This window comes from Consotaella salsifontis (genome assembly GCF_900167365.1).
In the GTDB taxonomy this organism is placed as follows: Bacteria; Pseudomonadota; Alphaproteobacteria; order Rhizobiales; family Rhizobiaceae; genus Consotaella; species Consotaella salsifontis.
This window is the reverse complement of sequence record NZ_FUXL01000010.1, coordinates 74,606-101,037: the sequence shown is the minus strand read 5'-3', so window position 1 is coordinate 101,037 and position 26,432 is coordinate 74,606. Positions and strand designations below refer to the sequence as shown.

The window sequence follows — 26,432 nt, the reverse complement described above, 5'->3', positions numbered from 1 at the left end:
GAAAGCCCCCGACGCACTACGAGAAGAACGAAGGTCGCTGGTTCATGGAAAGCGGGTTCGGGCCGTGTGCTGTCCGCTCACCCGATCCACTCGAGACGATCGAGGATGCCGCGGATTGGGTGGCACAGGTCATGGTCGACAGACGACAGTCCTGAGCGATGTCGGTGACAGCCATGAGCGCGTTTGTCGCCCTTCACTGTGGAAGCGCCGACCGATCTTGAAGTCGTGATTCCATTTCGATGCCGGCGGTCGCGTCAACGCGAATCCTCAAATACCTGGAAAAATAGCTTCGCCTGCAGCATATCGAAGGGGCGCTGAGCGGGCCATCCTCTCGGTTTGAGCGGGGAAGGCTTCCGGGTGCGGACTTTCGACATGGACACCATTTCGGCACAGGACATCGTCGACACCGTCAGCGAGGGGCTCGTCGTGCTCGGCCGCGACTTGACTGTCGCCTCCGCCAATCGTCGCTTCTATGAACTTTTCGCCGTCGCCCCAGAGGAGACGATCGGCCGCCGCATCACGGCCCTCGGCGATGGACAGTGGGACATTCCAGAGCTGCGTCGGTTGCTTGAGGAAATCCTGCCGCAGCGGAGAGTCGTCGATGCCTTCGAGGTTGATCACGTCTTTCCCGGTGTCGGCCGCAGGATCGTACACCTCAACGCCCGCAAGGTCTTTCGCCAAGGCAACCAGGTCGAGCATGTGCTCGTCACGTTCTACGATGTCACCGCGGTCCGGGAGGAGCAGTTGCGCGCGGCACGCGCGGCGATGGTTGCCCGCACAATCGTCGACACGATCCGGGACCCCCTCGTGATCCTCGACAAGGATCTGAAGATCACAATGGCAAGTCGCAACTTCGTCCGCATGTTCGGCGATGCCGAGGCGGACGTGGTCGGCAAGGAGATCTTCGATCTCAAGCAGGGACAATGGAACGTCGCCGCGCTGCGCGCGCAACTCGAACGCGTCGTCCCGGACGAGGCACCTGTCGAAGAATTCCTGATCGAGGACGAATTCCCAGATATTGGGCATCGTGCCTTCAAGCTGAACGCTCGCAAGATCCATGTTGACGGCAACCATGTCACGCAGCTTCTGCTCGCCTTCGAAGACGTGACCGAGGCCATCGCCGTGGATCGGCACAAGGATGTTCTCGCTGCCGAGCTCGCGCATCGGATCAAGAACTCGTTGCAGGTGATTTCGGCTTTCGTCGCCTTCGAGATCCGACGAGCCGCCGAGCCGTGCCGCGACGGCTATCTGGCAATGCAGAGTCGGATCAACGCTGTCGCCGAGCTCTACGACGTCGTTGCCCAGTCAAGCGCCTTTGGCCCGGTCAACGTTGAGACCTACTTCGAAGGCATCGCGGCAAGCATCCGATCGAGCCTTCTTGGCGAGGCATCGCAGATCGAGATCGTGGTTGATGCCGAGCCGCTGGCCCTCGTCGCCGACCATGCCGTGCCGATCGGCTTGCTGGTGAATGAACTGGCGACCAACGCGGTGAAATATGCCTTCCCTGAAGGGAGCGGAAGCATCGTGCTGGGCTTTCGGCAGCGGAACGGCGAGGTGGTGCTGTCGGTGGAGGACAACGGCGTCGGCTTCGATCACGGGGCGGCATCCGCGCCACCAGCATCGGGGATGGGAACCCGTTTCATCGATGCCTTCGTGCGCCAGATCAGCGGAACGCTGGCGCGGGCCAGCGGAGACACGGGCACGACGGTGATCGTTCACCTGCCGACAAGCGTCCTGACGACCCCTGACGGCGTTAGTTGACGATCCGCTCGGCGATCCCGTCCAGGGCGCAAATGATGGAGCTTGGCGGATAAGGCTTGGCGAAGAACACTCCGTTCTCCGGCAGCTCTTTCCTTGCCACGTTGACGTGGCCCGACGCGACGATGATGTGAACCGGAGGCCAACGGTCCTTGACCGCATGGGCGAGCTTCAGGCCATCCATCGAACCGGGCATGTCGACGTCGGTGAAGAGCACCCGGATGTCGTTTCTGCTTTCCAGGAGGCGAAGGGCCTCGTCGGCATTTCCCGCGCCATAGACGGTGAAACCGGCATCTTCGATCATGTCCATGGCATCCATCAGAAGCAGCGGCTCATCCTCGACCACCAGGATGGCGATGCGCCGCCGATCAAATGTCTTGCTCATGGCGTCAGTCCTCGGCGCGGCTCGGGCGACCCGCTCCAAGGGTTCCGCTCAATGTATAGGTGAGTCCCGCAGGAGCGTAATCCAACGCGGCGGTTCCCTCGAAATAGGCCGGCACGACCCTTTCCGTCAGCCGGGAGCCGAAGCCTCGTCGAGAGGGTGCCTCTACAGGCGGACCTCCGACCTCCCTCCAAGAGAAGGAGAACCCGTTCTCGCCGAAAATGTTCCAGTCAATTTTGACGGCGCCCATCTCCACAGAGAGCGCGCCGTACTTGACCGAATTCGTTGCCAACTCATGGATGGCCAACGCCAACCCCAAAGAGCGTTGCGCTTCCAGCTCAACACTTGGTCCCGCGACCTCGAACCTCTCATCCCGGTCGTGATACGGCTCGATTGACGCCCTCGTGATCATCTCGACGTCTGACGCCGCCCAGCTCGTCGACGTCAGCACATCCTGGGCGCGCGCGAGGGCTGTGATGCGGGCGTAAGCCAGCTCTGCGGCAACTTTCGGATCCGGAGCGTTCCGGAGGCTTTGCGACACGACAGCCTGGACCATGGAGAGCGTGTTCTTCATGCGGTGCGAGAGTTCCCGCTGGAGGACGCGCTGCTGTCGACGCGCCTCCTGCTGCAGCTCGACTTCGCGCTTCAGCTTCTCATTGGTCTCGACGATTTGCCTTCTTGCGAGCACCGACTGGGTCGTCTCAGTCACGGTATCGAGAAAGCCCATGATCCGCCCCTCGTCATCGCGCACCGGGCTGTAGGAGAACGTCCACCAAGTCTCCTCGGGGTACCCATTGCGCGTCATCGTCAGCGGCAGGTCTTCCTTCCAGACCGGCGTTCCCGCCATGGCCTGCTCTACCATCGGTCTGATGTCATCCATGACGTCGAACCAGACATCAGCCAACGGCTTTCCGAGGGCTGTCGCCGCGCGCTTGCCGAGGATCGGCCCAAAACCGTCGTTGAAGATCGTGGTGAGCTCCGGGCCAACCCAGAATGCAATGGGATGGCCGCATTCCACCAGGTTGGCGACGGTGGTGCGAAGCCACTTCGGCCAAGTTGAGATCGGGCCGAGCGGCGTTGTCGTCCAGTCGAACGCGCGGATCTCGGCGCCCATTCTTCCGCCATTGACCGGAAAGGGTGCGGCGGTTTGGCTGGACGGTGACTGGCTTTGGCTCACTGATGGCAATTCCGCGGGAGACAGGATTGCTGCTGAAAGCAATCATCACGCGACGGTATGTTGTTATCTTGAAAGGCTTGTCCAGCGGCAACGCCTAGTCGGTCTGGTTCCTGACCGACCCTTCGGCGGGTTTGGCATTCAGGAGAGGGGCGCCGGGATAGCGGCGCGGAATTCCATCTGCCTGCTTCTCCACCATTCAGCAGACGTTCTCGTTCCAAAAGGAATCGTTGCCTTAAGACCGGTTTTTCCGCTTCTGAGAACGGGAAGCGAGCCGTTGAACGACAAGAATGGGCGCTGATTGGAAGTGTTTTCCGCGAATGCCGATCCGGGATGGCTACCGCGTTTGGAGACTTGCCTCGGGCTTCGCCTGAGAGCGGCAGCGCGTTTCCCGCCCCATCCGGGCGATCGGTCCTCCTTGTCCCAGCCACCTCCCATCCGGTGCCTGAGGAGGGGCGGAGACCCCGAACCACCTGAATTCCATCGTCTTTTGACTTCAGATCGCGCCTCGCGCGGTTCAGGTCCATCTGCTGGTACGAAGTCGTAGCATAGGTCGGACGGCTTGAGAGCCCGGGACGCGGCGGCGCAGCCAGCTTTCCGCCGGGGTTGCCAGCCAGTGAACCTGGAAATGTTCTCGCCGAGATGGCAGATCTACAGCCCTACATGCACTTCAGTCCCGAAACTCTTCGGCCAACCTCCGGACTTGGTGCCGTCAGCGGGCTTGCCGCTCTGGGACAACGGAAACAGTCGTTTCCTTGGATGCGGTGGGTTTCCTCGCGCTTGTGCGGTTTGCAGCGCGGCGCTCACGAATCCTGGCGCAACCATCCTTCCAGGGCGGCTTCGTTGGGCAGTCCGCCGGCATGGACGACCTTGCCGTCGATAATAATGCCGGGCGTCGAGGCAATGCCGAACTTGGCAATCTCTGCGTAGTCGGTGACCTTTTCGACCGTGATGTCGACACCGAGCCGGGCGGCGGTTTCCTTGACCATCTGCTCCGTCGTCTGACAGCGTTTGCACCCCGAGCCGAGCACCTTGACCTGTTTCATGGGTTTTCGCCTTTCACGAGTAGAGCGCGTTGAAGAGAAAGCCGACGGCGAGGATGCCGGAGCCGACGACGCCGACGAAGACGGCGATCAGGCGCAGTGTCAGGACCTTCCGCAGGATGATCATCTCCGGCAGCGACAGCGCGATCACCGACATCATGAAGGCGAGCGTGGTGCCGAGCGCGGCGCCCTCACTGAGGAGCGCCTCGACGATCGGGATGACACCCGCGGCGTTGGTATACATGGGGATGCCGACGACGACGGCGGCGGGAACCGACCACCAAACGTTCGTTCCCATGATCCGCGCCATGAGATCGGCGGGCATATAGCCGTGGATCAAGCCACCGAGGGCAATCCCGACGACGATCCAGATCCAGACCCGCCCGACGATATCCTTGACAGCCTCGATCCCGAGCCGAATCCGGTCAACCTGAGTCAGGCGCGTCGCGGGAAGGTCGGCCGACGCTCCGCCGACCTGGATCGCCTTCACCCAGTCCTGGAGCCAGCCTTCCAGCTTCAGGTGACCGATGACCCAGCCGGAGACGATGGCAATGACGAGACCAAAGGCGAAGTAGGTGAGCGCCACCTTCCAGCCGACGAGGCCGATGAGAAGGATCAGCGCGACTTCGTTCACCATGGGCGCGGCGATCAGAAAGGAGAAGGTGACGCCGAGCGGCACGCCCGCCGACAGGAAGCCGATGAACAGCGGGATAGCGGAGCAGGAGCAGAAGGGTGTTACTGTGCCGAGCCCCGCCGCCATGACGTTGCCGATCCCCTCGCGCCGCCCCGAAAGGAGGGCGCGTGTCCTTTCCGGCGAAAAGAAGCTGCGCACGATCCCCATCGCGAAGACGATGAGGGCAAGCAGCATGACGACCTTCGGCAGGTCGTAGAAGAAAAAGGCCAATGCCTCGCCAAGACGGCTCGTCCGCTCGACCGGCAGCGATCCGACCAAAGCCTTCGAAGCGGCGGGAAGCAGGCTGTAGGTCACGCCCCAGAGGGCGAGGCAGACGAGAACCGAAGCCACCCATGGCCCGGTGTTCGGCGCGCGGGTCTCTCGCCCGCCGCGCGGAGAAACGGATTCGTTCATGCCGCCAACGCCTTCTGCTGGTGCGCCCTGACGGCGGCATCGACAACTGCCGCGAGGTCGTCGGCAAGAGCGGGGTTGCGGCGGTAGCGCACCCATTGGGCGTCGCGCCGGTCGGCGACTAGTCCGGCCGTCTTCAGCACCCCCATGTGCCGCGACATCCGGGATTGCGTGGCACCGAGCCGTTCCATGAGTTCGCAGACGCAGTGCTCGCCGCCATCCCACAGGATGACGATGGCGGCGAGGCGGGTCGGCTCAGCCAAGGCCGAGAGAAGCGGCAGGACGTCCATGGTGACCTTCACGCGTTTATGTGCATGAACGCATATGCGCGACAGCACCTATGCTTGGCGATCGGCCATTTCGTCGCATCCAGGCCAATCCACCATGGTCTCAGACGATGGCCGGACCAACCCGTCACGAAAGACGGGTTCGTCCGAGATGTCAGGAGGCGCGGTACTCCTTCGACTTGAAGGTCAGGTGGCGTACGCCCTCCGGAGCGTCCGCGATCTTTCGGATCGAGCCCCAGGTCTGCTTGTAGTTCGGTACGACCAACTCGTTCACCGCCTTGGAAACGGTGTTGCCCTGGACGCCCGTCGGAAATCCGAACAGCATGAAGGCCTGCTTGGGACGGGCCGTCTCCGTCGGATAGGCCATCGCTTGCGTCGAGCCGGTGTCGTTGTAGACCTCGACGAGATCCCCGTCCTTCAGGCCGAGGTCGGCCATGTCGTCCGGGTTCATCTCGATGAACGGGTAGGGCCAGCGGTCCATGACCAGCTCTTCATGGGTGTCGAGATAGGCGTTTTGCCATACGAGATTGGCCCGCCCATTGTTGATGAGATACGGGAACTTCTTGCGCTCCTCCTCCTTGCCGGGCGCCTGCAGGCCGCGCCATTGGGTTTCCATGAAGGTCGCCCGGCCATCGTCGGTGCCGAACTTGCCGTCCTCGTAGAGACGCTTCGTGCCGAGGATGGTGCCTGCGTCCCCCTGCCCGGTCGCCGGTTCCTGAAAGCCGTTCGTTCCCATGCCGCGAAGCGCGTCGTAGGTGACGAATTCGCCGCCCTTGGCGTGCTTGTGATACCCGTCCATGAAGGCGTCCTCCTCGGTCTTCCAGTCGAAGCCTTGGAACCTGTCTGCGATGTCGGCCTTGCCAGCGCTCCGGAACGTCGCTTCCAGATGGTTGGCGAGGCGCGCGGCGATCAGGCAGTCGGGCAGGGCCTGGCCCGGCGGGTCCATGTACCGTTCGGTCAGCCGCATGCGCCGCTCGCCGTTCATCGAGGTGAGGTTCATCTCGCCCGAGGTCGCGGCCGGCAGAACGACGTGGCAGGCTTCGCCGATCTTGGTGGGCACGATGTCGACGTCCACAGCGAACAGGCCGCCTTGCTGGATGGCACCCCAGATCGCCTCGACCAGGGCGTCGCGATTACCATAGGGAACGGCGTTCATCGCGTCCTTCACCAGGTCGGTGCGCTTTTTGTAGGCGCGCTTGAACTCCATGGCGTTGAGCGTCGTCTTGTAATGGTCGCATCCCCAGATGTGGTGGACACCTCCCTGGCCCTCGATCAACAGCTTGTCGATGTAGGGCGCCGGGCGCGGCCCGGGATAGTCCGGGCGCACGTAGCCTTCCTGATGGCCGCCCATGCGCACGCAGCCGCCGCCCGGCCGCCCGACATTGCCGGTGGCCAGCGCGAGATTCACGATGGCCGCGTTGGTGCGATAGTTGTCGTTGCCCCAGATGAGCCCCTTCTCGTAGGCGAACATCGTCCGCCGCCGGGTGCCGCCGTCCTTGGGCCGGGCGATCCATTCGGCCGCCTTGGCGATATCCTCCGGCTCGAGCCCAGTGATCGCTGCCGCCTCGTCGAGCGAGGTCCGGTTGGCGGCGAGCGCCTTGTCGAAATCCTTGGTCGAGGCGCCGATGAAATCGACGTCCGTCCAGCCCTTGTCGGCGACATGGGTGAGCAGCGCGTTCAGGAGAACGAGGTCGGTGCCCGAGTTGATCGCCAGGTGAAGGACGTTGTCCTTGCCGGCTTCGGTCTCGCAGGCATTGACCGTCACCGTGCGGCGCGGGTCGACGAGGATGATTCGCGCCGGAGCGACAGGCTCGTCGCCGAACTCTGCCTTCTTCTTGTCGAGCGAGGTGCCGCGAAGGTTCGGGACCCAGTGATTGAGGAAGTAGTTGGTCTGCGTCTCCAGCGGATTGTCGCCGAGCGCGAAGAGTGTGTCGGCGAGTTCCGCGTCCTCATAGCAGTTGTTGAGTTCACCAACGCCCATGTCGCGCGAGGCGTGGACCTCCGAATTATAGGCCGGGCGGTTGTGGATGCGGACGTTCTTGATCTTCATCGCCCCGAAATAGAGCTTGCCGGTTCCCCAGGTGTTCTCGTAGCCGCCACCGGCGCCGCCATGGTCATAGGCGGAGACGAAGAGGCCATCCCCGCCCTGTTCGGCAATCACCCTGGCGGTGACGCGGGCGACGATATCGAGGGCGTCGTCCCAGCTCGTCGGCTGCATCTGGCCATAGCGCCAGACGAGCGGATCGGTGAGGCGTTCGGTCTGCGTGCCGCGCGGCAGCGAGTGGCTCATCTCGGCGATGCGGGCGCCGCGCACGCTGCCAAGACCCGAATTGACGACGCAGGCCGGATCGGGCTTGACCACCAGATGAACGTCGCGACCGCTCTGGCGAACGAGATTGTACATCGAGGGCGCGTACCAGTTCGGCGTCTCGGCGTCCTGCTGCTGGGCGAGATCGACGCCGAACTTGTTGTCCGCTGGCGCTGTGCCGCCCTCGGTGCTCGAGTCCCATGTGTAGGCCTTGTAGCCGCATCCGACGATGCAGTAGTGGCAAACGACGTTGTGCTCCTTGGCGTTGGCCGGAACGATCGGAAGCCGGCCGATGTGGCGCTTGAAAGCCATGATTGCCTCCCTCAGATCACGTTGGACAGGCGGCCGTAGAGGAGTTCATCGATGCCCTCGGCATAGATGTCTCCGTGCTCGTCCACCCGAAGATCGTATTGCGGCAGGTTCTGCGTGGCATGCCCCCAGATCTGCTGGCCTCCCGCCTCCGGGTCGAAGCGCGAATAGTGGCCGGGGCAGTTGAACGAGCGATCCCCGGCGCTGTAGACGAGGGGATAGCCCTTGTGGGGACAGACCGCCGAAAAGCCGACGATGTCGCCGTCGGGTCCTGCGCCGCCGGGCACCGTCCGGCCGAGCTTGAGGAGCACCCCAGGCGCGTTCTCATCGGGGTAGCTGACGTCGAAGGGCTCGCCAACCCTGAGGTCCTTCACGTTGGCGAGCCTGTTGGCTGGGTATTTTACCAGCGCAGCCGCTGGCGCCGTGGCGGCCCGGGCCCGGCCAGACGAGACGAACGTCGTCGCTGCGGCTCCGGCCGTCGCAAGGCCGGCCCCGGCGAGGAATCGCCGACGCCCCTGATCCACGAGGCGATCGCATCTCTTCATGGTTTCCTCCCAGTCGTTTGATCCGACCAGGAAGGCATTGCATGTGTCGTGCCAGGGTCACGGAGTCCTGCGACCCCGTCGCTTTTGCCGCGTTCGTAGCTCTCGATATCCGGGTTCTCGAACATCCCGGCACGGCGAAATTCGGGAATCCGAACGCGAGAGCTCCAATCAACCGGCTCTCAGGCCGAGCTTCTGCATCTTTTCCCAAAGCGTGGTGCGCCCGATCCCAAGGATCTTGGCGGCCCGCGCCATCTCTCCGCTGGCGCAGCCAAGCGCTCGCTCGATATGACGTCGTTCGGCCTCATTGCGGACCTCCGCCAAGGATCCGAACGCGTCGACAACTTGGTGCTGGAGCGCCTCGGGGAAGAGATCGGAAGGCATCAACCAGGGCCCCAGGCCTAACGCGACCGCTCGCTCGACACGGTTGCGCAGCTCGCGAACGTTGCCGGGCCAGGGATGGTCTGCGGCGGCCTGTTCGGTAAGCGCGCTGACGCCTCGCAACGGCGTATCGACGAGGGCTGCGAACTCCTCGAAGAATCGGTCGAGCAGCCAGGCGATGTCCTCCTTCCGTTCGCGCAACGGCGGAACGGCCACGTTCAGCACGTCGAGGCGGAACAGGAGATCCTTGCGGAAGCGGCCGATCGCGACTGCCGCCTGAAGGTCGGAATTCGTTGCCGCCACGAGTCGAGCGCTGAACGCCAAATCCTTCTCACCGCCGACGCGCCGGAACGTGCGCTCCTCCACCAGCCGCAGCAGCTTCGCTTGAAGCTCCGGCCGCAATTCGCCGACCTCGTCGAGAAACAGGGTGCCTCCGCCGGCGCGCTCGGCATAGCCAAGATGGCGCTGGCCAGCGCCCGTGAACGCGCCGCGCTCGTGGCCAAACAATTCGCTTTCAAGGAGATCGGCCGGGATCGCCGCGCAGTTGATGGCGACGAAAGGCAACTCGCCAGACGAGGATGCGCCGTGCAGATAGCGCGCCGCCACCTCCTTGCCGGTGCCCGTTTCGCCGGTGATCAGCACGGTCGATCGGACCTTGGCGATCCGATCGAGCAGGCGTTGGACGCTGCGCATCGGCGGCGAGACACCGAGGCAGGCGCCGGCAAACTCCGATCGTCGTGGCAACAGGTCGGCGAGCCGTTCCAGGAAGACATCCTTTTCGAAGGGCTTGGTGAGAAAGTCGCCGGCGCCACCCTTCATCAGCCGAACGGCCTGATCGATGTCACCGAAGCCGGTGATGAAGACAAAGGGCGGCGGCATCTCGCTATTGGCCCACGCGAGAAAGACCTGCTCACCGTCGACATCGGGAAGGCGCAGGTCGCAGATGACGGCCTCGGGACGATGCCGAGGAGACGCCGCGATCGCTTCGCCACCGCTCCGCCACCAGGTGACGAGGGCTCCCTCGAGGGACAGCATCTGCACAAGGCTCTCGCCCATGATGGGATCGTCCTCGACAAGGGCGATGGATCTGTCCTTAAGCGACATCAAACATCTCCTTGGACGCGTGCTGGGGGACAGGCGCGTGAAGCGGGATCGACACGTCGACGATCGTGCCGTGCGGATCGGCGCGGCGAACGCCGATCGACCCACCCAGGTCATCGATCAGGTGCCGGGTGGCCCAAAGGCCGACGCCGCTTCCCAATTCGAGAATGGATGTGCTCGATCGACCTGTCAGGATTGCGGCTTCCCGTTCGGCGATCCCATGCCCCTCGTCGGACACGCTCGCCGTAAAGGACGCCGTATCGCACCTCGCCGACAGGACGACCTGGCTGCCGGGGGGTGACGCCGCGACAGCGTTCAGCACAAGATTGAGCAGAGCCTGACGGATGGGGCCGCTCGGCAGATCGATGGCTGCGGGAAGCGTGGCATCGATCCGCAGCAGGACATTGCGGCGCGCCGCTTCCGGGCCGACGAGCAGTCCAAGGTCCTCGATGTCGCAGGGTGCCAGCGCCCGAACGGCATCGGATCGATGCAGTGTGAGGGCGGCCTGCACGACATCGCGAATGCCTCGCAGACCGCGATCGAGGAGATCGATCGATCGCTGGCGCTGGAGCGGCTCTTCGCCATGGCTCCTCAAGGTTGCCAGCACGTTGAACAGGCCGGCGAGCGGGTTGTTGATCTCATGAGCGAGCGTTGAGGCAAGCCGGCCGAGACTGGCTAGCCGTTCCTCTTCGGCGAGTCTCAGGCGCAGGCTTTCGCGTTCCGCCAACCAGGTCGCCATGGCGTTGTAGGCCCGAAAGGATTGTGCGAACTCGCCGCCTTGCTGTGCGATCACACGAGCGGGGATCGATGCTGGGATCTGCCGTTCCGCCGATCCCAGATGATGCGTCAGGATGCGGACGGGCCGCATCATGCGATAGACCAGAAGCCATCCGGCGCCGGCCAGAAGAATGGTCAGCGTTCCGTTCGTGATGATCAGCGAGCGCAGCACGTCGCGTCGCTGGGCGGCCAGTTGCCGCGTGTCGAAGCGGGCGTGAATGATCGCGATTGTCCGGCCGGGATAGGAGATCTGCCGCGTTGCCTCTGCCTCGTTGCCTCCGGGGATGAAGGTGAACGGGGCTTGCGAGACGTTCGCCGGGATGCTCCCCAGTCGATGGCGCCGTGGATCAGAAGCGGCGATGACGGCCCCCTCGGTGTCGGTGACGACGGTTTCGATCGAACGGACGCCCTTGTTCAGGCTCTCCGCTCGTTCGATCGCATCGAACATTGCCCAGGTGTCGTCTCTCAGGATCGATGGCGCGAGTGCCGAAGAGAGCCCGTCCAAATAGCTTTGAGCAAGATCCATGAGATGGACCTTCTGCGTCTCGGCGAGGCCCGCGAGCACCCGCTCCGACAAAACCGCGCCGACCAGGATCATCAGGGCCGCAACCGCCAGCGGCACTTTCACGGAGAGGGGCCAGCGTTTGGGTGCGGCGAGGCTACGCATGCTGATCGAGCTTCGCAACGAGCGACGCCTTTCGGGCGATCGGCTCGAACAGGGAAGCGTCCTCACGCCCAAACCCGTCGAGGCGCAGCGTCTTCAGGATGATGGCTCCGTCGGAATCGGACGGCATGCCGAGGAGCGCCGCTTTGAGGACCTCGAGCCGCCGGGGAGAAACGGGCAGCAGCGGTGCGGCAACGGGAGGAAACCCCAGCCATTCCGAGCGGCGAAGCACACGCGTTCGGCCCGTCAGATCCGGCTCCAACTCGGAAATGACCTCATAGACGTAGCCGTCGACCGAGCCCGAGTCGGCCAGGCCGCTGGCGACGGCGCGAATGACGTCGCGGTGTCCATAGGTGAAGAAGGTGCGCGAGAAGAAGGTCTCGGCCCTCAATTCCCGTTCAGCCAAGAGGGCATTGGTGACGAGCCACCCCGAATTGGAATCTGGATCCGAGAAGGCGTGGATGTCGCCTCTCAGGTCGGCGATGTCGGCGGCCGGCGCGTGGTCCGCGCCGACGATGATGTAGGATCGGTAGAGAGGGCGCCCCCGCCAAATCGGGACGGCGACCAACTGCAACTGAGCCTGCGCCTCAACGAAGGGATAACCGCAGATCCAGGCGGCATCGAGTTGTCGCGAGATCAGCAGCGCTGTGATTTCCTGGTAGGTCCGCCGCGTCACCAAAAGAATCGGAAGACCAGTCACCTTTCGCAGATAGACCTGAAATCGATCAAGCAGTTCGAGATCGGAGTTCAGGAAGACGGGCGTCAGCCCAAAACGGATCTCGTCCTGGTCAAGAAAATCTTCTCCTTTGGACGGGCGCGCCGTGATTGTTCCCGCCAACGCCGCGAGTAGCAGCGAGCGCCGCGTCAGTGCTTGAGCACCACTTTTCGGTTGCACAGCCAAGTTCCTCCTTTAACTCGACCCTGCGATCAGCAAACTTGCCATTGCATCGACCGAGGAACAAGGAGCGGCGAGATTGGCGACGAAGCCTCTGACCACCGGAAAGCGTGGTGGCCGCATTCTTTTCACGGCAATGTGACGCGTCTGATTGCTTCATCCTTGAATATTACAACGATATTTGCATAATCGTATTATGGATGATGATACCGCTGTTTCCAGTCTTGCTGCCTTGGCGCATGCCGACCGCCTCGCCGCGTTCCGAATGTTGGTGAAGGCCGGGCCGAGCGGCATGCCGTCCGGCGAGATCGCGGAGGCGCTGGCCATTCCGCCGACGCGCATGAGCTTCCATCTGGCGGCGCTGGAGCGCTCCGGCCTGCTCACCTCCCGTCGTGACGGAAGGCGCATCTTCTATGCCGTCCATTTCGAGGAGATGCGTGCCCTGCTCGCCTTTCTCACCGAGGACTGCTGCAACGGCCGCCCCGAAATCTGCGGCGACATCGCCAAGTTTACCTCATCCTGTGATCGGGAGACCTGCACATGACCCGCACCCAGCCCTTCAACGTGCTCTTCCTATGCACGGGCAATTCGGCCCGCTCGATCCTCGGCGAGAGCATCCTGCGCCAGGACGGCGCGGGGCGCTTCAACGCCTTTTCGGCCGGCAGCCATCCCAAGGGGGAAGTACACCCGACGGCGCTCGCCCTTTTGGAGGACAACGGCTACCCGACGGAAGGCCTCAGGTCGAAATCGTGGGGCGAGTTCGCGGGCCCCAACGCGCCCATCATGGATTTCGTCTTCACCGTCTGCGACCAGGCGGCCGGAGAAGCCTGCCCGGTCTGGCCGGGCCAGCCAGTGACAGCGCACTGGGGAATCGAGGATCCGGCGGCGGAGACGCGGAGCGAGGCATTCACGCGGGCGGCCTTCGAGCGCGCTTTCCGGTACCTGAAGAACCGCGTCACGGCCTTCGCCGCGCTGCCGATCGAGCGGCTCGAACGTATCTCCCTCTCGGCAAAGGTCCGCGATATCGGGCGAATGGAAGGCGCATCCTTTTCCCGTCCCGACGTCGCCTGAGGCTCCGATGACCGTCACGATCTATCACAACCCCGCCTGCGGCACGTCGCGCACGTGCTCGCCATGATCCGCCAGTCCGGCGAGGAGCCGGATGTCATCGAGTATCTCAAGGACCCGCCGAGCCGGGAGCGTCTGGTCGAGCTGATAGGCCTGATGAAGACCTCGGCGCGCGATCTCCTGCGCCAGAAGGGGACGCCCTATGCGGAGCTTGGCCTCGACGATCTTTCCCTCACCGACGACCAGTTGATCGACGCGATGATCGCCCATCCGATCCTCATCAACCGCCCGATCGTGGTGACCGGCAAAGGCGCGAAGCTCTGCCGGCCCTCCGAGGCGGTGCTGGCACTGCTCGATCACCCGGTCGCGACCTTTACCAAGGAGGACGGCGAGGCCGTTGTCGCCGAGGATAGCCACCGCGCGGGCTGACCGGACACCGAGGCAATTCCTCCCGTTGCTGTTCTTTCACGGAGCTGTCCATGACCACGCCGCGTCCCGCTTCGCGCCTGTCCTTTCTCGACCGCTACCTGACGCTGTGGATCTTCGCCGCCATGGCGCTGGGCGTCGCGCTCGGCACCTTCGTCGACGGCCTGCCGCAGGCGATGGACGCGCTGTCGGTCGGCACCACCAACATTCCCATCGCCATCGGCCTGATCCTGATGATGTTCCCGCCGCTGGCGCGCGTCCGCTACGAGGCGCTGCACGAGGTGTTCGCCGACAAGCGCATCCTTGTCATCTCGCTGGTGCAGAACTGGATCATCGGCCCGGTCCTGATGTTCGCGCTCGCCGTGGTCTTCCTTCATGACCAGCCCGAATACATGACCGGCCTGATCCTCATCGGTCTCGCCCGCTGCATCGCCATGGTGCTGGTGTGGAACCAGCTCGCGCGCGGCGACAACCAGTACGTCGCCGGCCTCGTCGCCTTCAACTCAATCTTTCAGATCCTGTTCTTCTCCACCTACGCCTGGTTCTTCTTGAGCGTCCTGCCGCCGCTGTTCGGGCTGGAGGGCAGCGTCGTCGACGTCTCCTTCTGGACCATCACCGAGGCTGTGCTGATCTATCTCGGCATTCCCTTCGCCGCCGGATTCCTGACGCGCAAGGTGCTGATCCCGCGCATGGGGGCCGACTGGTACGCGACGAGGTTCCTGCCAAGGATCGGGCCGATCACACTCGCCGCGCTGCTCTTCACCATCGTCGCCATGTTCAGCCTCAAGGGCGGCGACGTCGTGCGCCTTCCGCTTGATGTGGTGCGGATCGCGGTGCCGCTGATCATCTATTTCGTCGTGCAGTTTCTGGTGAGCTTCGTCATGGGCCGGCTGATCGAGGCTGACTACCCGCGCACCACCGCCGTCGCCTTCACCGCCGCCGGCAACAATTTCGAGCTGGCGATTGCGGTCGCCGTCGCCGCCTTCGGGCTCGCCTCGCCGGTCGCCTTCGCCGCCGTCATCGGCCCGTTGGTCGAGGTGCCGGTGCTGATCCTGCTCGTCCATGTCGCCTTGCGGCTGGGAGACCGTTGGTTCCCCAGACCAAAGACAGAGGAGGCAAGGGTTTGATGCGTGCCGGGGAAGGAAGGAGACGGCGGGGAGGGACCATTGACCACACCCCCTGCTGATCTGCCCAACGTCGACGTCGCCCACCTGCGCCTAGTCGATCTGGCCGCACTGGCCGGGCCGGACGGACCGCGACACGCGCCGCGCATCCTCATCCTCTACGGTTCGTTGCGCAGCCGTTCCTTCTCGCGGCTGGTCTCCGAGGAAGCGAGTAGGTTGCTGCGCTGGTTCGGTGCGGAAACCCGAACCTTCAACCCGGCCGGTCTCCCTCTGCCGGACGGTGCGGACCCGGATCACCCCAAGGTGCAGGAATTGCGCGATCTCGCCGCCTGGTCCGAGGGTATGGTCTGGGTGAGCCCGGAACGCCATGGCGCGATGACCGGCATCATGAAGGCGCAGATCGATTGGCTGCCGCTTTCCCTCGGAGCCATCCGCCCGACCCAGGGCAAGACGCTGGCGGTGATGGAAGTCAGCGGCGGCTCGCAGAGCTTCAACGCCGTCAACCAGATGCGCATCCTCGGCCGTTGGATGCGCATGGTGACGATCCCCAACCAGTCCTCCGTTCCGAGAGCGTTCACCGAATTCGACGAGAACGACCGCATGAAGCCGTCGCCGTACTACAACCGGATCGTCGACGTCATGGAGGAGTTGGTGAAGTTCACCCACCTCGTGCGCGGCCGCTCCGCCTATCTCACCGACCGCTACTCCGAGCGCATCGAAAGCGCCGAGCAACTCTCCAAGCGGGTCAATCAACGCTCGACCTAGCCGGCGCGGTTAGAGTGGCCGCATGTGCCCGAGGGGACCGCCCGTAACTCTCGACCTCGACAACGGGTGTTCGAACCTTTGGAATAACCCAACTGATGTCGTGGATGTCCCACCCAACAGCATCTTGTATGCCAAGGCGGTTCTAGAAGAGCCAAGCGGAGGAGAGGTGGGGACCCCTAATTGCCGGATCTCCATCGTCTTTTGGCCTCGGATCACGCCTCGCGCGGTTGAGGTCTATCTGTTGGTACGAAGCCGTGACATAGGTCGGGCGACCTGGGAGCCCGGGACGTGGCGCCGCTGCCGAAACCGCAGCGTCTTTCGCGGTCAACGAGGCGGAAAAGTCCTCCGCCTGCGCAGTGGCTCTTTCTCCGGGTGCCGGCGTAACGGTGCCTCTGTCCGCCAAAGGCACCGAACCGTCTGAAAGAAACATGGGTTCCGGGTGCTGGTCGCGCTTGAACATGGAGCCATTGCTGCTTGAGTCGTCCGTGAAGAACGCAGATCAAGCCGCCTGGACGGACTCGGCCTGAGTGACGAGCGTGAAGAGGGCGTCGTTGATGAAGGCGACGAAGAGCCTGAGCCAGGCGAGGATGCGCCTGAAGTTGTAGCCGACGGCGGCGAGGACGGCGTTGGCGGCATCGCCGATGGTTCCGGCAAACGGCGCGCAGCTCGATGCGGCCATCCTCGATATCCAGCGTCTTCACCTGCTCGGCACGATGCGAGGTCAGGCCATATTGCAGGTTGATGCCGGCGAGCGCCGCTGGAAGCTGGCGCAGATTGGCCGCCGGCGCGTCGACGAGGCGCGAAAGCTGACCAAAACTCCAGTGCGTCGGGGCCACTGGCTGCTTCGCATCCGGCAGCATCAGGGCCAAGCGCTCGGGATCGCTCGATGCCGGGACTTTAGAAAAACGCGTATATTGTCAGCCGCCTGCATGGCGGTTGACAAGGTGCGGGGAGGGGCGCAGTCTTTGCGCATTCACCCGGGGGGTCCCGTCAAGGGGCTGAGATTCTGATAGCCGGTCCGGCAGGTCCGTGCAGCGCAGTGACCCGATGAACCTGATCCAGTTCATACTGGCGTAGGGATGGTGTACCCGCTGCGGCCACGGCCAGATCGCTCAGGCGCAACTGACGCAGCCCCTCTCCATTCATTACGGCGAACTGGGTCTCCAAGCTTCGAGCACCGGAGGCTCTAGACCGATGAAAGACCTTTCCCCGTCCGTCACCACGGGACCGTTGCCCGCCTCGCGCCGCGTTTGGCAGCGAGGGACGTTGCACCCCAGTATCCGCGTGCCCATGCGCGAGATCGAGCTGCACCCAACAGCAGGTGAACCACCCGTCGCTGTCTATGACAGCTCCGGGCCCTACACCGACCCAGAGGCTGAGATCGCCATAGAGCGGGGGCTTTCGCGGCCGCGCGAGGCCTGGATCGCCGCGCGAGGCGACACGGAACAGTACGAAGGTCGCCTTGTGAAGCCCGCGGACAACGGGTTTGCCCAGGGCGAGCGCCTGACGCCGCAATTCCCGGTGTGGAACCAACCGCGGCGCGCGAAGAACGGCCGCGCCGTCACCCAGATGGCCTATGCCCGCGCCGGTATCGTCACGCCGGAAATGGAATTCGTCGCCATTCGAGAAAATCTTGGCCGGCAGGCGGCAAAGGCTTTGATTCGCGATGGCGAAGCCTTCGGCTCCGAGATCCCCGATTTCATCACACCGGAATTCGTGCGCGACGAGGTGGCGCGCGGCCGGGCGATCATCCCGGCCAATATCAACCATCCCGAGGCCGAGCCGATGGCGATCGGCCGCAATTTCCTCGTCAAGATCAACGCCAATATCGGCAATTCGGCCGTGACCTCCTCGATGGCCGAGGAAGTCGAGAAGATGGTCTGGGCGATCCGCTGGGGCGCCGACACGGTGATGGACCTTTCGACGGGCCGCAACATCCACAACATCCGCGACTGGATCATCCGCAATTCCCCGGTGCCCATCGGCACGGTGCCGCTCTACCAGGCGCTGGAGAAGGTCGGCGGCATCGCCGAGGACCTCTCCTGGGAGGTCTATCGCGACACGCTGATCGAGCAGGCCGAGCAGGGGGTGGACTATTTCACCATTCATGCCGGCGTCAGGCTTCATATGATCCCGATGACGGTGAACCGGGTGACGGGGATCGTGTCGCGCGGCGGCTCGATCATGGCCAAATGGTGCCTCCATCATCACCGCGACAGCTTCCTCTACGAGCATTTTGACGAGATCTGCGACATCGCACGCGCCTACGACGTGAGCTTTTCCCTCGGTGACGGCCTGCGCCCCGGCTCCATCGCCGATGCCAACGACCAGGCGCAGTTCGCTGAACTGGAAACGCTGGGCGAGCTGACGCAGATCGCCTGGGCCAGGGACTGCCAGGTGATGATCGAGGGCCCCGGTCACGTGCCGATGCACAAGATCAAGGCCAACATGGACAAGCAGCTCGAGATTTGCGGTGAGGCGCCGTTCTATACGCTTGGGCCGCTCACTACGGACATCGCGCCAGGCTACGATCACATCACCTCGGGTATCGGCGCGGCGATGATCGGCTGGTTCGGCACGGCGATGCTCTGTTATGTGACGCCCAAGGAACATCTCGGCCTGCCCGACCGTGACGACGTGAAGGTGGGCGTGATCACCTACAAGATTGCCGCCCATGCGGCCGATCTTGCCAAGGGGCATCCGGCGGCGCGGATCCGCGACGACGCCCTCAGCCGCGCCCGGTTCGAGTTCCGCTGGGAGGACCAGTTCAACCTCTCGCTCGATCCCGACACCGCCCGGTCGATGCATGACGAAACCCTGCCGAAAGAGGCGCACAAGACGGCGCTCTTCTGTTCGATGTGCGGGCCGAAATTCTGCTCCATGCGCATCTCCCACGATATCCGTGCCGAGGCCCAGAAAGAGGGCATGGCGGCAATGGCGGAGAAGTTCCGCGAGGGCGGCGAACTCTACATGCCGCTGAAGGACGCGCAATGACCAGGACTCCGGGATATTTGCTCGCTGCGCTCAGGGCCGAACCGCCGCTGGTGCAGTGCATCACCAACTATGTCGCCATGAACATCGCCGCCAATGTGCTGTTGGCGGCGGGGGCCAGTCCCGCCATGGTTTCCGATGCCGACGAGGCGGAGGAGTTCGCCCGCATCGCCGGCGCGCTGACGGTCAATATCGGCACGTTGTCGGAGCCCTTCGTCGAGGGAATGCGCGCCGCCATCGCCGGGGCTGAAGCAGCGGGGCGCCCCTGGGTGCTCGATCCGGTCGCCTGCCAGGCGACCGCGTATCGCCGCCGGATCTCGGCCGAGCTGCTTGCGCTGCACCCGACCATCATCCGGGGCAACGCATCGGAAATCCTGGCGCTAGCGGGCGAAGTCAGCCGGGGCCGGGGCGTCGACGGACGTGATTCCGTCGCCGTCGCCGAGGATGGCGCGCGGCTCCTCGCGCGTAAACACAGCAGCGTCGTCGCGGTGACGGGCGCGGTGGACTTCGTCACCGACGGAACGCGTGCTGTGAGGCTCGAGGGTGGATCACCCTTGATGCCGATGAACACTGCCATGGGGTGCTCGCTGACCTGCCTGTGCGGAGCCTATGCGGCCGTCACCGGCGATCCCTTCGACGCTGCCGTCGGGGCGCTGGCGCATTTCGCCGTGGCGGGCAGTCTGGCTCATGAAGGCTCGACGGGGCCGGGCAGCTTTGCTCCGCGTTTCCTTGATGCCCTTCATGCCGCGACGCCGGAAAGGCTTGATGCCGAAGCATCGATCCATACGATCGAGGAGGTTAGGGCATGACGCCGTTCGATCTGTCGCTTTATCTCGTGCTCGATCCCTGTCTTTGCGCCGGGATCGGCATGGTGGAAACAGCCCGCGCTGCCGTGGCCGGCGGCGCGACCATGGTGCAGCTTCGCGACAAGACGGGTGATACGGCGCAACTGGTCGCCACGGGAAAGGTGCTGAAGTCCACGCTTGAGGGTACGGGCGCAAGGCTGATCGTCAACGACGATGTAGCGGCCGCCGTCGCCATCGGCGCGGACGGTGTCCATATAGGGCAGGGCGACATGTCTGCGGCCGAGGCGCGCGCCTGGATCGGGCCAGAGGCGATCCTTGGTCTTTCCGTCGAGACCCCCGAAATGGCCGCCGCAGCGGATCCCGCACTGGTGGACTATATTGGCGCTGGCCCTGTCTTTGCCACGCAGACCAAGCTGGATCACAAATTGCCAGTAGGATTTGACGGTCTCGCGGCGCAGATTGCCGCCAGCTCCATCCCGGCCGTCGCCATCGGCGGTCTCAAGCGACGGCATATCGCGTCGGTGCTGGCGGTCGGCGCGAGGGGCATCGCAGTGGTCTCGGCCATTTGCGGTCAGCGGAACCCGGAAGCGGCGGCGCGAATTCTTGCCACTGAAATCGACGCCATCCGGTCGCGGCGCTTGGAAAACGCAGCGCCTGGAGCTCTCGTGGCGGGCTGAGGCGTAAGGCCGAAATGTCGTACACCTTCTCGGCCTTACGCTCCCGATGAACCCTTTCCGGTTTCAGCACAAGCGCTTCGGCGGAAACGCGGTGCCGCCTGGTCTGCCTCTCACCGCGCCGGCTCGTGCTGGGGCCACAGACGATGGAAATGGTGCAGCGGCCCATGACCGAGGCCGACATCGAGCGCGTTGCTTGCCGCCAGTGCGCCGTGGAGGTACGCCTTGGCTTCCCGCACACTGTCCACCATGCCATGGGACGGCAAAAGCGCGGCGATAGCGGCTGACAATGTGCACCCCGTTCCGTGATCGTTGCGGGTTGCGATGCGCGGAGCTGGAAAGGCTGTCATTCCATCCCGTCCGAACAGCAGATCAGTGCTTTGCGCGTTGTCTTCCAGATGACCGCCCTTCAGAAGCACCCAGGCGCTTCCCAATGCCAGAAGATCGGGCAAGGCTGCCTGCATATCGTCGGCCGTCCAGCCGTCTTCCCGCGCGAGCAGCACGGCCGCTTCCGGCAGGTTGGGAGTGATCAGCGTCACAAGCGGAACAAGCAATTCTCGCACCGCGGCCACGGCGTCCGCATCAAGGAGTGAATGCCCGCTCTTGGCCACCATGACCGGATCGAGCACGATATTGCGCGCCGCATGGTAGCGTAGGCGATCCGCTACCGTTTCGGCAATCCGAGCATTGGCGATCATGCCGATCTTGACGGCATCGATCCGCACGTCGTCGAGGACGGCGTCGATCTGATCGGCCACGAATGCTGGCTCCAGGGCAACATAGGAGCGGACTCCTTGCGTGTTCTGCGCGACCACGGCGGTGATCGCTGACGCGGCATAGGCGCCGAGCGCCGAGAATGTCTTGATGTCTGCTTGGATGCCGGCGCCGCCGGACGGATCGGTGCCGGCGATGGTCAGGATGTTCGCGATCACGACAGCCAACTTTGTCCGATCGCGATGTCGGTTGCGACAGGGCAAATGGCGAAAATGAGGTTTGTTCTTCGGGGCATGGTGGCCTCTTTTGCGAGGCCGGCAAAGGCGGAAGGCAACGCGACCTGTCCCTTCGCCGGCATGATCCGGATCAGGTTCAAAGGGTCGCTGTGCTGCCGTTCGGCCAACAGAATCTCAGCCCCTTGGCGGGGCACCCCTCGGTAGCGTGATTATAGCACAGGCAGTCCGATGACGCTGCACTTGGCTCTTCGAGATGCCGCACATGCCCATCGCCTTGACGAGGTCATCGACCGAGCGCGTCGAGATGCCTTGAAAACCGATAGGGTAAACCATTGAAACCATTGCCAGACGCGCAATGGTAGCGGAGGAGGGACTCGAACCCCCGACACGCGGATTATGATTTTTCCTGCCGCCGCTGAAACTAAAGGACTTTTTGGCGACATGTCGCGTCTATGTCGCGTTGACCGCCATCAAAAGCCCTTCCGCCTTGGCCAAAGCTTGGGCTTCGTCGGCGGCCGGGAACAGGTGTCCATAGACGTCATAGGTCATCTGGATCGACGCATGTCCCATCCGGTTCTGGACCGCCTTCGGCGACAGCTCGAGCCCGCCATCCGACTTGGCGTTGATGCACCATGAGGCGTACCAGTGCCGCAGCGCGTGCATCCCCGTGTACTTAGCGGCGAGGATCGGCTTGCCCTCTTCGTCCACCTTGCCCGTCTCGACTGCCACGCCGGCCTTGATCATCGTCGGATGGAGCCCGCGGTTGATGATGTTGCCGAGGCTTTCGACGTTGCCGGCGGCGTTCGGGAAGACGAGATCGAGTTCGCTTTTCGGGCAGGCCAGACGCCATTCCTTCAGCGTATTGATCACCATCGGCGTCAACGGGATCGAGCGTTGTCCTGCCTCGCTCTTCGGCGAGCCGATCGCGTTGAACCTGTCGGCACGCTGCCGGACGTGGATCACCGCCTTGTCGAGATCGACATCTCGCCACGGCAGGCCGCGCAACTCGCTCGCCCGCATCCCGGTAAAGATGGCTGTGATCAGCAAGGGCCTATAGCGGCCCGTAGCGGCCTCCAGGATCGCGCGGACCTCTTCCCGCGTCGGAATGTCCACCCCGTACCGGAGGCGAGCCTTCTGGCGTTTCTCTGCCTTGGCGGCACCTTTCCCCCTTCGCTTCGACATCTCATGGACGGCGTTGCGCACGACAAGACCGCGCTCCTGGGCGTCGGAAAGGATGCTGCCGAGGCTCACCGTCACCCGCTTGACCATGGCGGCCGATCGGCCTTCCTCGCGTAGCTTCTCCTGGAAGGCTCGCACCGAGGGCACCGTGATCTTGTTCAGCTTCGTGGCGCCGATGAACGGATCAATGTGCAGCTCGACATGCTGGCGATATTGGTCCGTGGTGGACCGCTCCAGGCCCGCGCCTTCGCAAGTCTTCAGCCACAGCGCACCGGCTTCCTTGACCGTGACCGTCGCGCTGTCGGCGACGTGAACGCCCTCTCGAACTTCGACCGAGGCCGTGGCGGCGAAGGCGTCGGCTTCCTTCTTGCGCTGGAATGTGCGCAGCCGGCGCTTGCCGGTTCCGTCCACATAGTCGCAGACCCATGCCGTTTTCTCGACGCCCTTCGTCGTCCAGGTGCGCTTGCGGATGCTCACTTGTCGCTATCCTCGTCGTCGAGCTCCTCGCGGCTGTACTCGATCGCCTCTTCCCGGGCTTTTTCCCGCTTGTAGATCTGGTCTCGCCACTTCGCGAGATCCCGCCTCATGTGCTTGCGAACGTCCCCGTCCACTTCGGGAACTTGCCCGTTCGCGATCGCTTCCGCAGTCTCCAAGATCTGCTCAGCTATCGCGTCAATGGCCCCCTCATAGCCTCGCACCTTCCGAAAGGCGCCCATCAACGTAGCAATATCCCTTAAGCGCACATCAAGCGGCCAGGGCTCTGGATACTCCTTCTCCAGGGTCCGGATGATCTCCTCGTTCATAGAACGACCGCTGCGCTCGGCGGCGCTCTTTACCCGGTCGCGTAGCCCCCGAGGAAATCGGAGCATGTATTGGTCCGCTCCACGACCCGCCTTTGCCATTTCCACTGACCCCCAATTTTCACGTAGCACTGTCTTAGGTATCGCTTGACGTCAACCCTAATACGGTAGTACCCCTACGACCGTCTTATGAACGAAAGGTTACCGGGAATGACGAACGAGACTGATGAGCCCCTTGATCTGGTGTGGGGCATCAAGGCAATCGCGAAGCTGATCGGCCGAACGGAGCGGGCGACCTACGCCATGTGCGCAGACGGCAAGCTGCCGGCGCGGCGCGTGGGGGAACGTTGGGTGGCGAAGCGCGAAGCGCTGGAGCGGTTCTTCGCCGAGGTCGACGCCGCATGACCCACCAAACAGAAAGGCCCGGCCGGTGCGCCAACACCGCCGAGCCCGATTCCTCAGAACTTCCCCCGAAAGGAACCCCGATGAATGAGGGTAACGATACCACGCCGGCCGAAGAGGCGGCAAGCGAAGTGACATTCAAGGCGCTGATCGAGGCGGTTCACCACTTGGAGACGCCGCTTTCGAACGCCAAGAGCGCCGCCAACGTCCTAAGCCTGTTGGTGGAGAACAACATGGATCACGTCGACCTACTCGGCGGTAGTCGGGTGGTCATCCTCAACGAATCCACCGCCGAAGCGATCACCTGGAGCGTCTACCACTCCGAGCAGTTGGTGAAGGATTTCTACGCTTGCTGGGACCGCGTCAACGATCTCGCCTTCGCTCTGCGGAGGGCGGTGCGATGATCGCTGAGGCTCAAGCGATGATGGCTGACGCTTTCCGCGACTTGGAAGGTCCGCTCTACGAGGCGAAGGATCACGTCAACGCATTGTGGGTGCTGTGCAATCTCACCCTGGCCGATCTCGGACACCGATCCCTCTCAGAAGAAGAGGAGGATGCTTTCGTTCACCTAATCGGGGAGGCGGTGGATGCGAACCGCCGGCTCACCGAGGAATGGAACAAGCGCTGGAGCGAAGCGGTGCAACTCGACAACGCGGCGGAGCTGGCAAACCGAAGGAAGTCGTCATGAGCACGGTTCCCGTCGGCGGCAGCACCGGCCTTGATCACGAAAGCAGCGAGGCGGTCACCCTGGCGGCCCGCTGGCTGGCCACCACGCCACCGGATCAGCATCCGCGGCCGATCGTGCCCGAGTTGCGGCGCCGGTTCGGCTTGAACCCTGTTGAAGCCTGTCAGGCGCTTCGCGAGGCCAACCTGATCAAGGCGAGGGCGACATGAGCGCGCGCGTTCTGAAATGGCTTGGTCGTCAGACGATCAATGACCGGACCCTCACCACAATCCTGCGGACGCTCGCAGAAGCCGCCGACAAGGCGGGGTGCGTGTCTCTTCGCCAAGATGAGATCGCCAGCCGTGCGCTCATCACTGACCGAGCCGTACGCTCCGGGCTGAACCTCCTCGAACACTTCGGCGTCGTCAATCGTCAGTCCCGCGGCGCGAAGAAAGCGGGACGCATGGCTGACCTGATCACGCTCGCGATTGATCGTGACTTCGCCATCTCGAAGGAGGATGTTTCAGAAGGCCGTCGTTCCGGTTGCACCACTGCCAATTACCGGAAGCGTGGTTCCGGTTGCCCCAGGGAACATAACCGGAACGAAATTCCGCCTGGAGAAGCTGCCCTAACCTCTGAAAAAGTGCCGGACATATATATAGTACGCGCGCGCGCGTTTAACTTCGACGCTGCGACTGTTAAAACGCTGAAGGAAGCGAGAGCGCGGGTGTGGAAGGAACGGGAAAAGTGGCGCGCTCGATTGACCTATCAGGGGATGACTCTCGACCTTGGAAGGCATGAGTGCCGAGAGCTGGCCGAGGCTGAGTGCCGGGTCCGCCTTCTCGACATGGCCCATGCCTCTCAGGCGAAGTCAGGCACGCCTCGCGAGCCGGTCATCAATTCTGATCTTCAAAAGCTTGAAGGCGAAGCCCTCTGCGATTGGCTGGATTCGCCTCATCCTCAAGACGGGCCGGGCCGCGCAGCGGACCGGCCGAGGGTCCGGGCCAAAAGCCCGGGCGGGGGTGTGGGGGTGAAGCCCCCACTATCCGAAGGACAGAGCTCTACGTTCCGCGCGCGAGGTGCAGCATGATCGTTGAGAAAGGGCGCTCCTATCTCGACAGTCTTGGCCGCCGCTTTGAGTGTCGTGGCTTCGGAGAAAGAACCGGTCTCGCCATGGGTTATGCCGTCGATCTGCGCCGCAAGAATCGAAGGCACAGACCCGCCGGCTTTGATGAGCAGAAAGGCGACGTGCTCGGCTGTACGGGGACGTTCCTCGTCTGCCCTTGGCCGGACAACGATTGGACCGTCGTTGCCTATGGCGAGCAGCGCAACCGACCGACCGGAGGCGATGCCGCATGACGCAAGACATCACCCCTCGCAGCTTCGACCGGCTCGCCGTCCGGGACGGCAAGTCGGCGCCAAGGATCATCTGGACCCTGGCGGCGATCGGCCGTGAGATTGGCGTCGGTCCTGACTTCGTGCGGGATACCCTAGCGAAGCAGCCGGGCTCGCCGGTGAAGGAACTCGGCGGGCGCTACTATGCCTTCGAGGATGCCCTGATCTCATATATGCGGGGAACCGATGGGACGCGGTCTTAGCACTCTCCAGCGCGACCTATTGATGGTGCTTCAGGAGTATCCGAAGCCGGGCAACTACGGGCCGAAGTTCGCCCGGCCAAGGGACTTGATCGCGGCGCTAGGGCTGGAGAATACTGCGGCGACGCGAGCGGCTGTCTCGAAGGCGCTCCGGCGCCTTGCCGAGCGAGATCTGCTCACTGTCTACAGGGCCGAGGTGCGGCTCCAGGGCAATGGCTATCGGTACGGACCGGCTATCGGCTAACAACGTAACAGGTTGGCCCCTTGTTAGCCGATACAGCCA

General features: G+C 63.6%; 29 protein-coding genes, 3 pseudogenes and 2 riboswitches. Of the genes and pseudogenes, 17 read left to right on the top strand and 15 right to left on the bottom strand.

Going from position 1 to position 26,432, the window contains the following annotated elements; all coding sequences use genetic code 11:
• Window positions 1-372: 372 nt before the first annotated feature.
• Window positions 373-1,761 carry a sensor histidine kinase gene (locus B5D38_RS14795; RefSeq protein WP_078709208.1) on the top strand — a complete coding sequence of 463 codons (1,389 nt, stop codon included), beginning with the start codon at window positions 373-375 and terminating at the stop codon, window positions 1,759-1,761.
• Here the strand turns inward: B5D38_RS14795 and B5D38_RS14790 are convergent.
• From B5D38_RS14790 to B5D38_RS14745, 10 genes are all read right to left on the bottom strand, one after another.
• Window positions 1,754-2,143 carry a response regulator gene (locus B5D38_RS14790; RefSeq protein WP_078709207.1) on the bottom strand — a complete coding sequence of 130 codons (390 nt, stop codon included), beginning with the start codon at window positions 2,141-2,143 and terminating at the stop codon, window positions 1,754-1,756. The two genes, B5D38_RS14795 and B5D38_RS14790, sit on opposite strands and share 8 nt — an antisense overlap.
• A gap of 4 nt (window positions 2,144-2,147) precedes the next feature.
• On the bottom strand, window positions 2,148-3,254 hold the full coding sequence (locus B5D38_RS14785) for a PAS domain-containing sensor histidine kinase (protein WP_116002752.1): 1,107 nt from the start codon (window positions 3,252-3,254) through the stop codon (window positions 2,148-2,150).
• An 863-nt stretch (window positions 3,255-4,117) separates the two neighbouring features.
• A complete protein-coding gene (locus B5D38_RS14780; protein WP_078709206.1) occupies window positions 4,118-4,360 on the bottom strand; it encodes a thioredoxin family protein in 243 nt (80 codons plus the stop codon).
• Window positions 4,361-4,373: 13 nt separating this feature from the next.
• A complete protein-coding gene (locus tag B5D38_RS14775) occupies window positions 4,374-5,444 on the bottom strand; it encodes a permease (RefSeq protein ID WP_078709205.1) in 1,071 nt (356 codons plus the stop codon).
• Window positions 5,441-5,731, bottom strand: coding sequence for an ArsR/SmtB family transcription factor (locus B5D38_RS14770; RefSeq protein ID WP_078709204.1), 291 nt, complete (start codon window positions 5,729-5,731; stop codon window positions 5,441-5,443). The genes B5D38_RS14775 and B5D38_RS14770 overlap by 4 nt, the downstream gene beginning before the upstream one ends.
• 151 nt (window positions 5,732-5,882) lie before the next feature.
• Window positions 5,883-8,348 carry an arsenate reductase (azurin) large subunit gene (locus B5D38_RS14765; RefSeq protein ID WP_078709203.1) on the bottom strand — a complete coding sequence of 822 codons (2,466 nt, stop codon included), beginning with the start codon at window positions 8,346-8,348 and terminating at the stop codon, window positions 5,883-5,885.
• 11 nt (window positions 8,349-8,359) lie between these two features.
• Complete coding sequence (locus B5D38_RS14760) at window positions 8,360-8,890, bottom strand: arsenate reductase (azurin) small subunit (RefSeq protein WP_078709202.1); 531 nt, start codon at window positions 8,888-8,890, stop codon at window positions 8,360-8,362.
• Window positions 8,891-9,058: 168 nt separating this feature from the next.
• Window positions 9,059-10,372: a sigma-54-dependent transcriptional regulator gene (locus B5D38_RS14755; protein ID WP_078709201.1), complete on the bottom strand. Its 1,314-nt coding sequence runs from the start codon at window positions 10,370-10,372 to the stop codon at window positions 9,059-9,061.
• Entirely contained in the window at window positions 10,362-11,813 is a 1,452-nt protein-coding gene (locus B5D38_RS14750; protein ID WP_078709200.1) for a sensor histidine kinase, read from the bottom strand. Before B5D38_RS14750 ends, B5D38_RS14755 begins: the two co-directional genes overlap by 11 nt.
• Window positions 11,806-12,705 carry a substrate-binding domain-containing protein gene (locus B5D38_RS14745; protein WP_425349336.1) on the bottom strand — a complete coding sequence of 300 codons (900 nt, stop codon included), beginning with the start codon at window positions 12,703-12,705 and terminating at the stop codon, window positions 11,806-11,808. Before B5D38_RS14745 ends, B5D38_RS14750 begins: the two co-directional genes overlap by 8 nt.
• Before the next feature lie 196 nt (window positions 12,706-12,901).
• Between B5D38_RS14745 and B5D38_RS14740 the strand changes: the two genes are divergently transcribed.
• The 5 genes and pseudogenes from B5D38_RS14740 to arsH all read left to right on the top strand — a co-directional run bounded on the left by B5D38_RS14740 (window position 12,902) and on the right by arsH (window position 16,088).
• The gene (locus tag B5D38_RS14740) at window positions 12,902-13,249 is read left to right on the top strand and encodes an ArsR/SmtB family transcription factor (RefSeq protein ID WP_078709199.1); all 348 of its coding nucleotides are present in this window, start codon (window positions 12,902-12,904) and stop codon (window positions 13,247-13,249) included.
• The gene (locus B5D38_RS14735; RefSeq protein ID WP_078709198.1) at window positions 13,246-13,776 is read left to right on the top strand and encodes an arsenate reductase ArsC; all 531 of its coding nucleotides are present in this window, start codon (window positions 13,246-13,248) and stop codon (window positions 13,774-13,776) included. Before B5D38_RS14740 ends, B5D38_RS14735 begins: the two co-directional genes overlap by 4 nt.
• Before the next feature lie 7 nt (window positions 13,777-13,783).
• Window positions 13,784-14,202, top strand: a pseudogene (gene arsC, locus B5D38_RS14730) (arsenate reductase (glutaredoxin)).
• Between the two features lie 50 nt (window positions 14,203-14,252).
• Window positions 14,253-15,326 carry an ACR3 family arsenite efflux transporter gene (arsB, locus tag B5D38_RS14725; RefSeq protein ID WP_078709197.1) on the top strand — a complete coding sequence of 358 codons (1,074 nt, stop codon included), beginning with the start codon at window positions 14,253-14,255 and terminating at the stop codon, window positions 15,324-15,326.
• 39 nt (window positions 15,327-15,365) lie between these two features.
• On the top strand, window positions 15,366-16,088 hold the full coding sequence (gene arsH / locus B5D38_RS14720) for an arsenical resistance protein ArsH (RefSeq protein WP_078709196.1): 723 nt from the start codon (window positions 15,366-15,368) through the stop codon (window positions 16,086-16,088).
• A 499-nt stretch (window positions 16,089-16,587) separates the two neighbouring features.
• Here the strand turns inward: arsH and B5D38_RS21870 are convergent.
• Both B5D38_RS21870 and B5D38_RS22580 read right to left on the bottom strand, forming a co-directional pair.
• A pseudogene (locus tag B5D38_RS21870) lies at window positions 16,588-16,737 on the bottom strand (IS5/IS1182 family transposase); the annotation flags it as partial.
• Window positions 16,738-16,741: 4 nt separating this feature from the next.
• Window positions 16,742-16,969 (bottom strand): annotated as a pseudogene (locus B5D38_RS22580) (DUF932 domain-containing protein); the annotation flags it as partial.
• Between the two features lie 87 nt (window positions 16,970-17,056).
• Window positions 17,057-17,186, top strand: a riboswitch (TPP riboswitch).
• Between the two features lie 96 nt (window positions 17,187-17,282).
• On the opposite strand from B5D38_RS22580, the gene thiC reads away from it, so the two are divergent.
• Genes thiC through thiE form a run of 3 tightly spaced genes read left to right on the top strand, consistent with a single transcriptional unit; the run spans window position 17,283 to window position 20,562 of the window.
• A complete protein-coding gene (gene thiC, locus B5D38_RS14710; protein ID WP_078709195.1) occupies window positions 17,283-19,082 on the top strand; it encodes a phosphomethylpyrimidine synthase ThiC in 1,800 nt (599 codons plus the stop codon).
• Window positions 19,079-19,888, top strand: a complete 810-nt coding sequence (gene thiM / locus B5D38_RS14705) for a hydroxyethylthiazole kinase (RefSeq protein ID WP_078709194.1) — start codon at window positions 19,079-19,081, stop codon at window positions 19,886-19,888. Before thiC ends, thiM begins: the two co-directional genes overlap by 4 nt.
• Complete coding sequence (gene thiE, locus B5D38_RS14700; protein ID WP_078709193.1) at window positions 19,885-20,562, top strand: thiamine phosphate synthase; 678 nt, start codon at window positions 19,885-19,887, stop codon at window positions 20,560-20,562. The genes thiM and thiE overlap by 4 nt, the downstream gene beginning before the upstream one ends.
• A gap of 110 nt (window positions 20,563-20,672) precedes the next feature.
• On the opposite strand, the gene thiD is transcribed toward thiE, so the two are convergent.
• The 3 genes from thiD to B5D38_RS14685 all read right to left on the bottom strand — a co-directional run bounded on the left by thiD (window position 20,673) and on the right by B5D38_RS14685 (window position 23,590).
• Entirely contained in the window at window positions 20,673-21,491 is an 819-nt protein-coding gene (thiD, locus tag B5D38_RS14695; protein WP_078709192.1) for a bifunctional hydroxymethylpyrimidine kinase/phosphomethylpyrimidine kinase, read from the bottom strand.
• Between the two features lie 107 nt (window positions 21,492-21,598).
• Window positions 21,599-21,717, bottom strand: a riboswitch (TPP riboswitch).
• 242 nt (window positions 21,718-21,959) lie between these two features.
• A complete protein-coding gene (locus B5D38_RS14690) occupies window positions 21,960-23,165 on the bottom strand; it encodes a tyrosine-type recombinase/integrase (RefSeq protein WP_078709191.1) in 1,206 nt (401 codons plus the stop codon).
• Window positions 23,162-23,590 carry an Arc family DNA-binding protein gene (locus B5D38_RS14685; protein WP_078709190.1) on the bottom strand — a complete coding sequence of 143 codons (429 nt, stop codon included), beginning with the start codon at window positions 23,588-23,590 and terminating at the stop codon, window positions 23,162-23,164. Before B5D38_RS14685 ends, B5D38_RS14690 begins: the two co-directional genes overlap by 4 nt.
• Window positions 23,591-23,698: 108 nt before the next feature.
• Here B5D38_RS14685 and B5D38_RS14680 point away from each other — a divergent pair, with 108 nt between their 5' ends.
• The 8 genes from B5D38_RS14680 (at window position 23,699) to B5D38_RS14645 (ending at window position 26,393) form a co-directional block, all read left to right on the top strand.
• Window positions 23,699-23,893, top strand: a complete 195-nt coding sequence (locus tag B5D38_RS14680) for a helix-turn-helix domain-containing protein (protein ID WP_078709189.1) — start codon at window positions 23,699-23,701, stop codon at window positions 23,891-23,893.
• 80 nt (window positions 23,894-23,973) lie between these two features.
• The gene (locus B5D38_RS14675; protein WP_078709188.1) at window positions 23,974-24,294 is read left to right on the top strand and encodes a hypothetical protein; all 321 of its coding nucleotides are present in this window, start codon (window positions 23,974-23,976) and stop codon (window positions 24,292-24,294) included.
• Entirely contained in the window at window positions 24,291-24,578 is a 288-nt protein-coding gene (locus B5D38_RS14670; RefSeq protein ID WP_078709187.1) for a hypothetical protein, read from the top strand. Before B5D38_RS14675 ends, B5D38_RS14670 begins: the two co-directional genes overlap by 4 nt.
• A complete protein-coding gene (locus B5D38_RS14665) occupies window positions 24,575-24,784 on the top strand; it encodes a hypothetical protein (RefSeq protein ID WP_078709186.1) in 210 nt (69 codons plus the stop codon). The genes B5D38_RS14670 and B5D38_RS14665 overlap by 4 nt, the downstream gene beginning before the upstream one ends.
• Window positions 24,781-25,644, top strand: a complete 864-nt coding sequence (locus tag B5D38_RS14660) for a hypothetical protein (protein ID WP_078709185.1) — start codon at window positions 24,781-24,783, stop codon at window positions 25,642-25,644. Before B5D38_RS14665 ends, B5D38_RS14660 begins: the two co-directional genes overlap by 4 nt.
• On the top strand, window positions 25,641-25,913 hold the full coding sequence (locus B5D38_RS14655) for a hypothetical protein (protein ID WP_078709184.1): 273 nt from the start codon (window positions 25,641-25,643) through the stop codon (window positions 25,911-25,913). The genes B5D38_RS14660 and B5D38_RS14655 overlap by 4 nt, the downstream gene beginning before the upstream one ends.
• Window positions 25,910-26,152, top strand: a complete 243-nt coding sequence (locus tag B5D38_RS14650) for a hypothetical protein (RefSeq protein WP_078709183.1) — start codon at window positions 25,910-25,912, stop codon at window positions 26,150-26,152. The genes B5D38_RS14655 and B5D38_RS14650 overlap by 4 nt, the downstream gene beginning before the upstream one ends.
• Complete coding sequence (locus B5D38_RS14645) at window positions 26,136-26,393, top strand: MarR family transcriptional regulator (protein WP_078709182.1); 258 nt, start codon at window positions 26,136-26,138, stop codon at window positions 26,391-26,393. Before B5D38_RS14650 ends, B5D38_RS14645 begins: the two co-directional genes overlap by 17 nt.
• Window positions 26,394-26,432 lie beyond the last annotated feature (39 nt).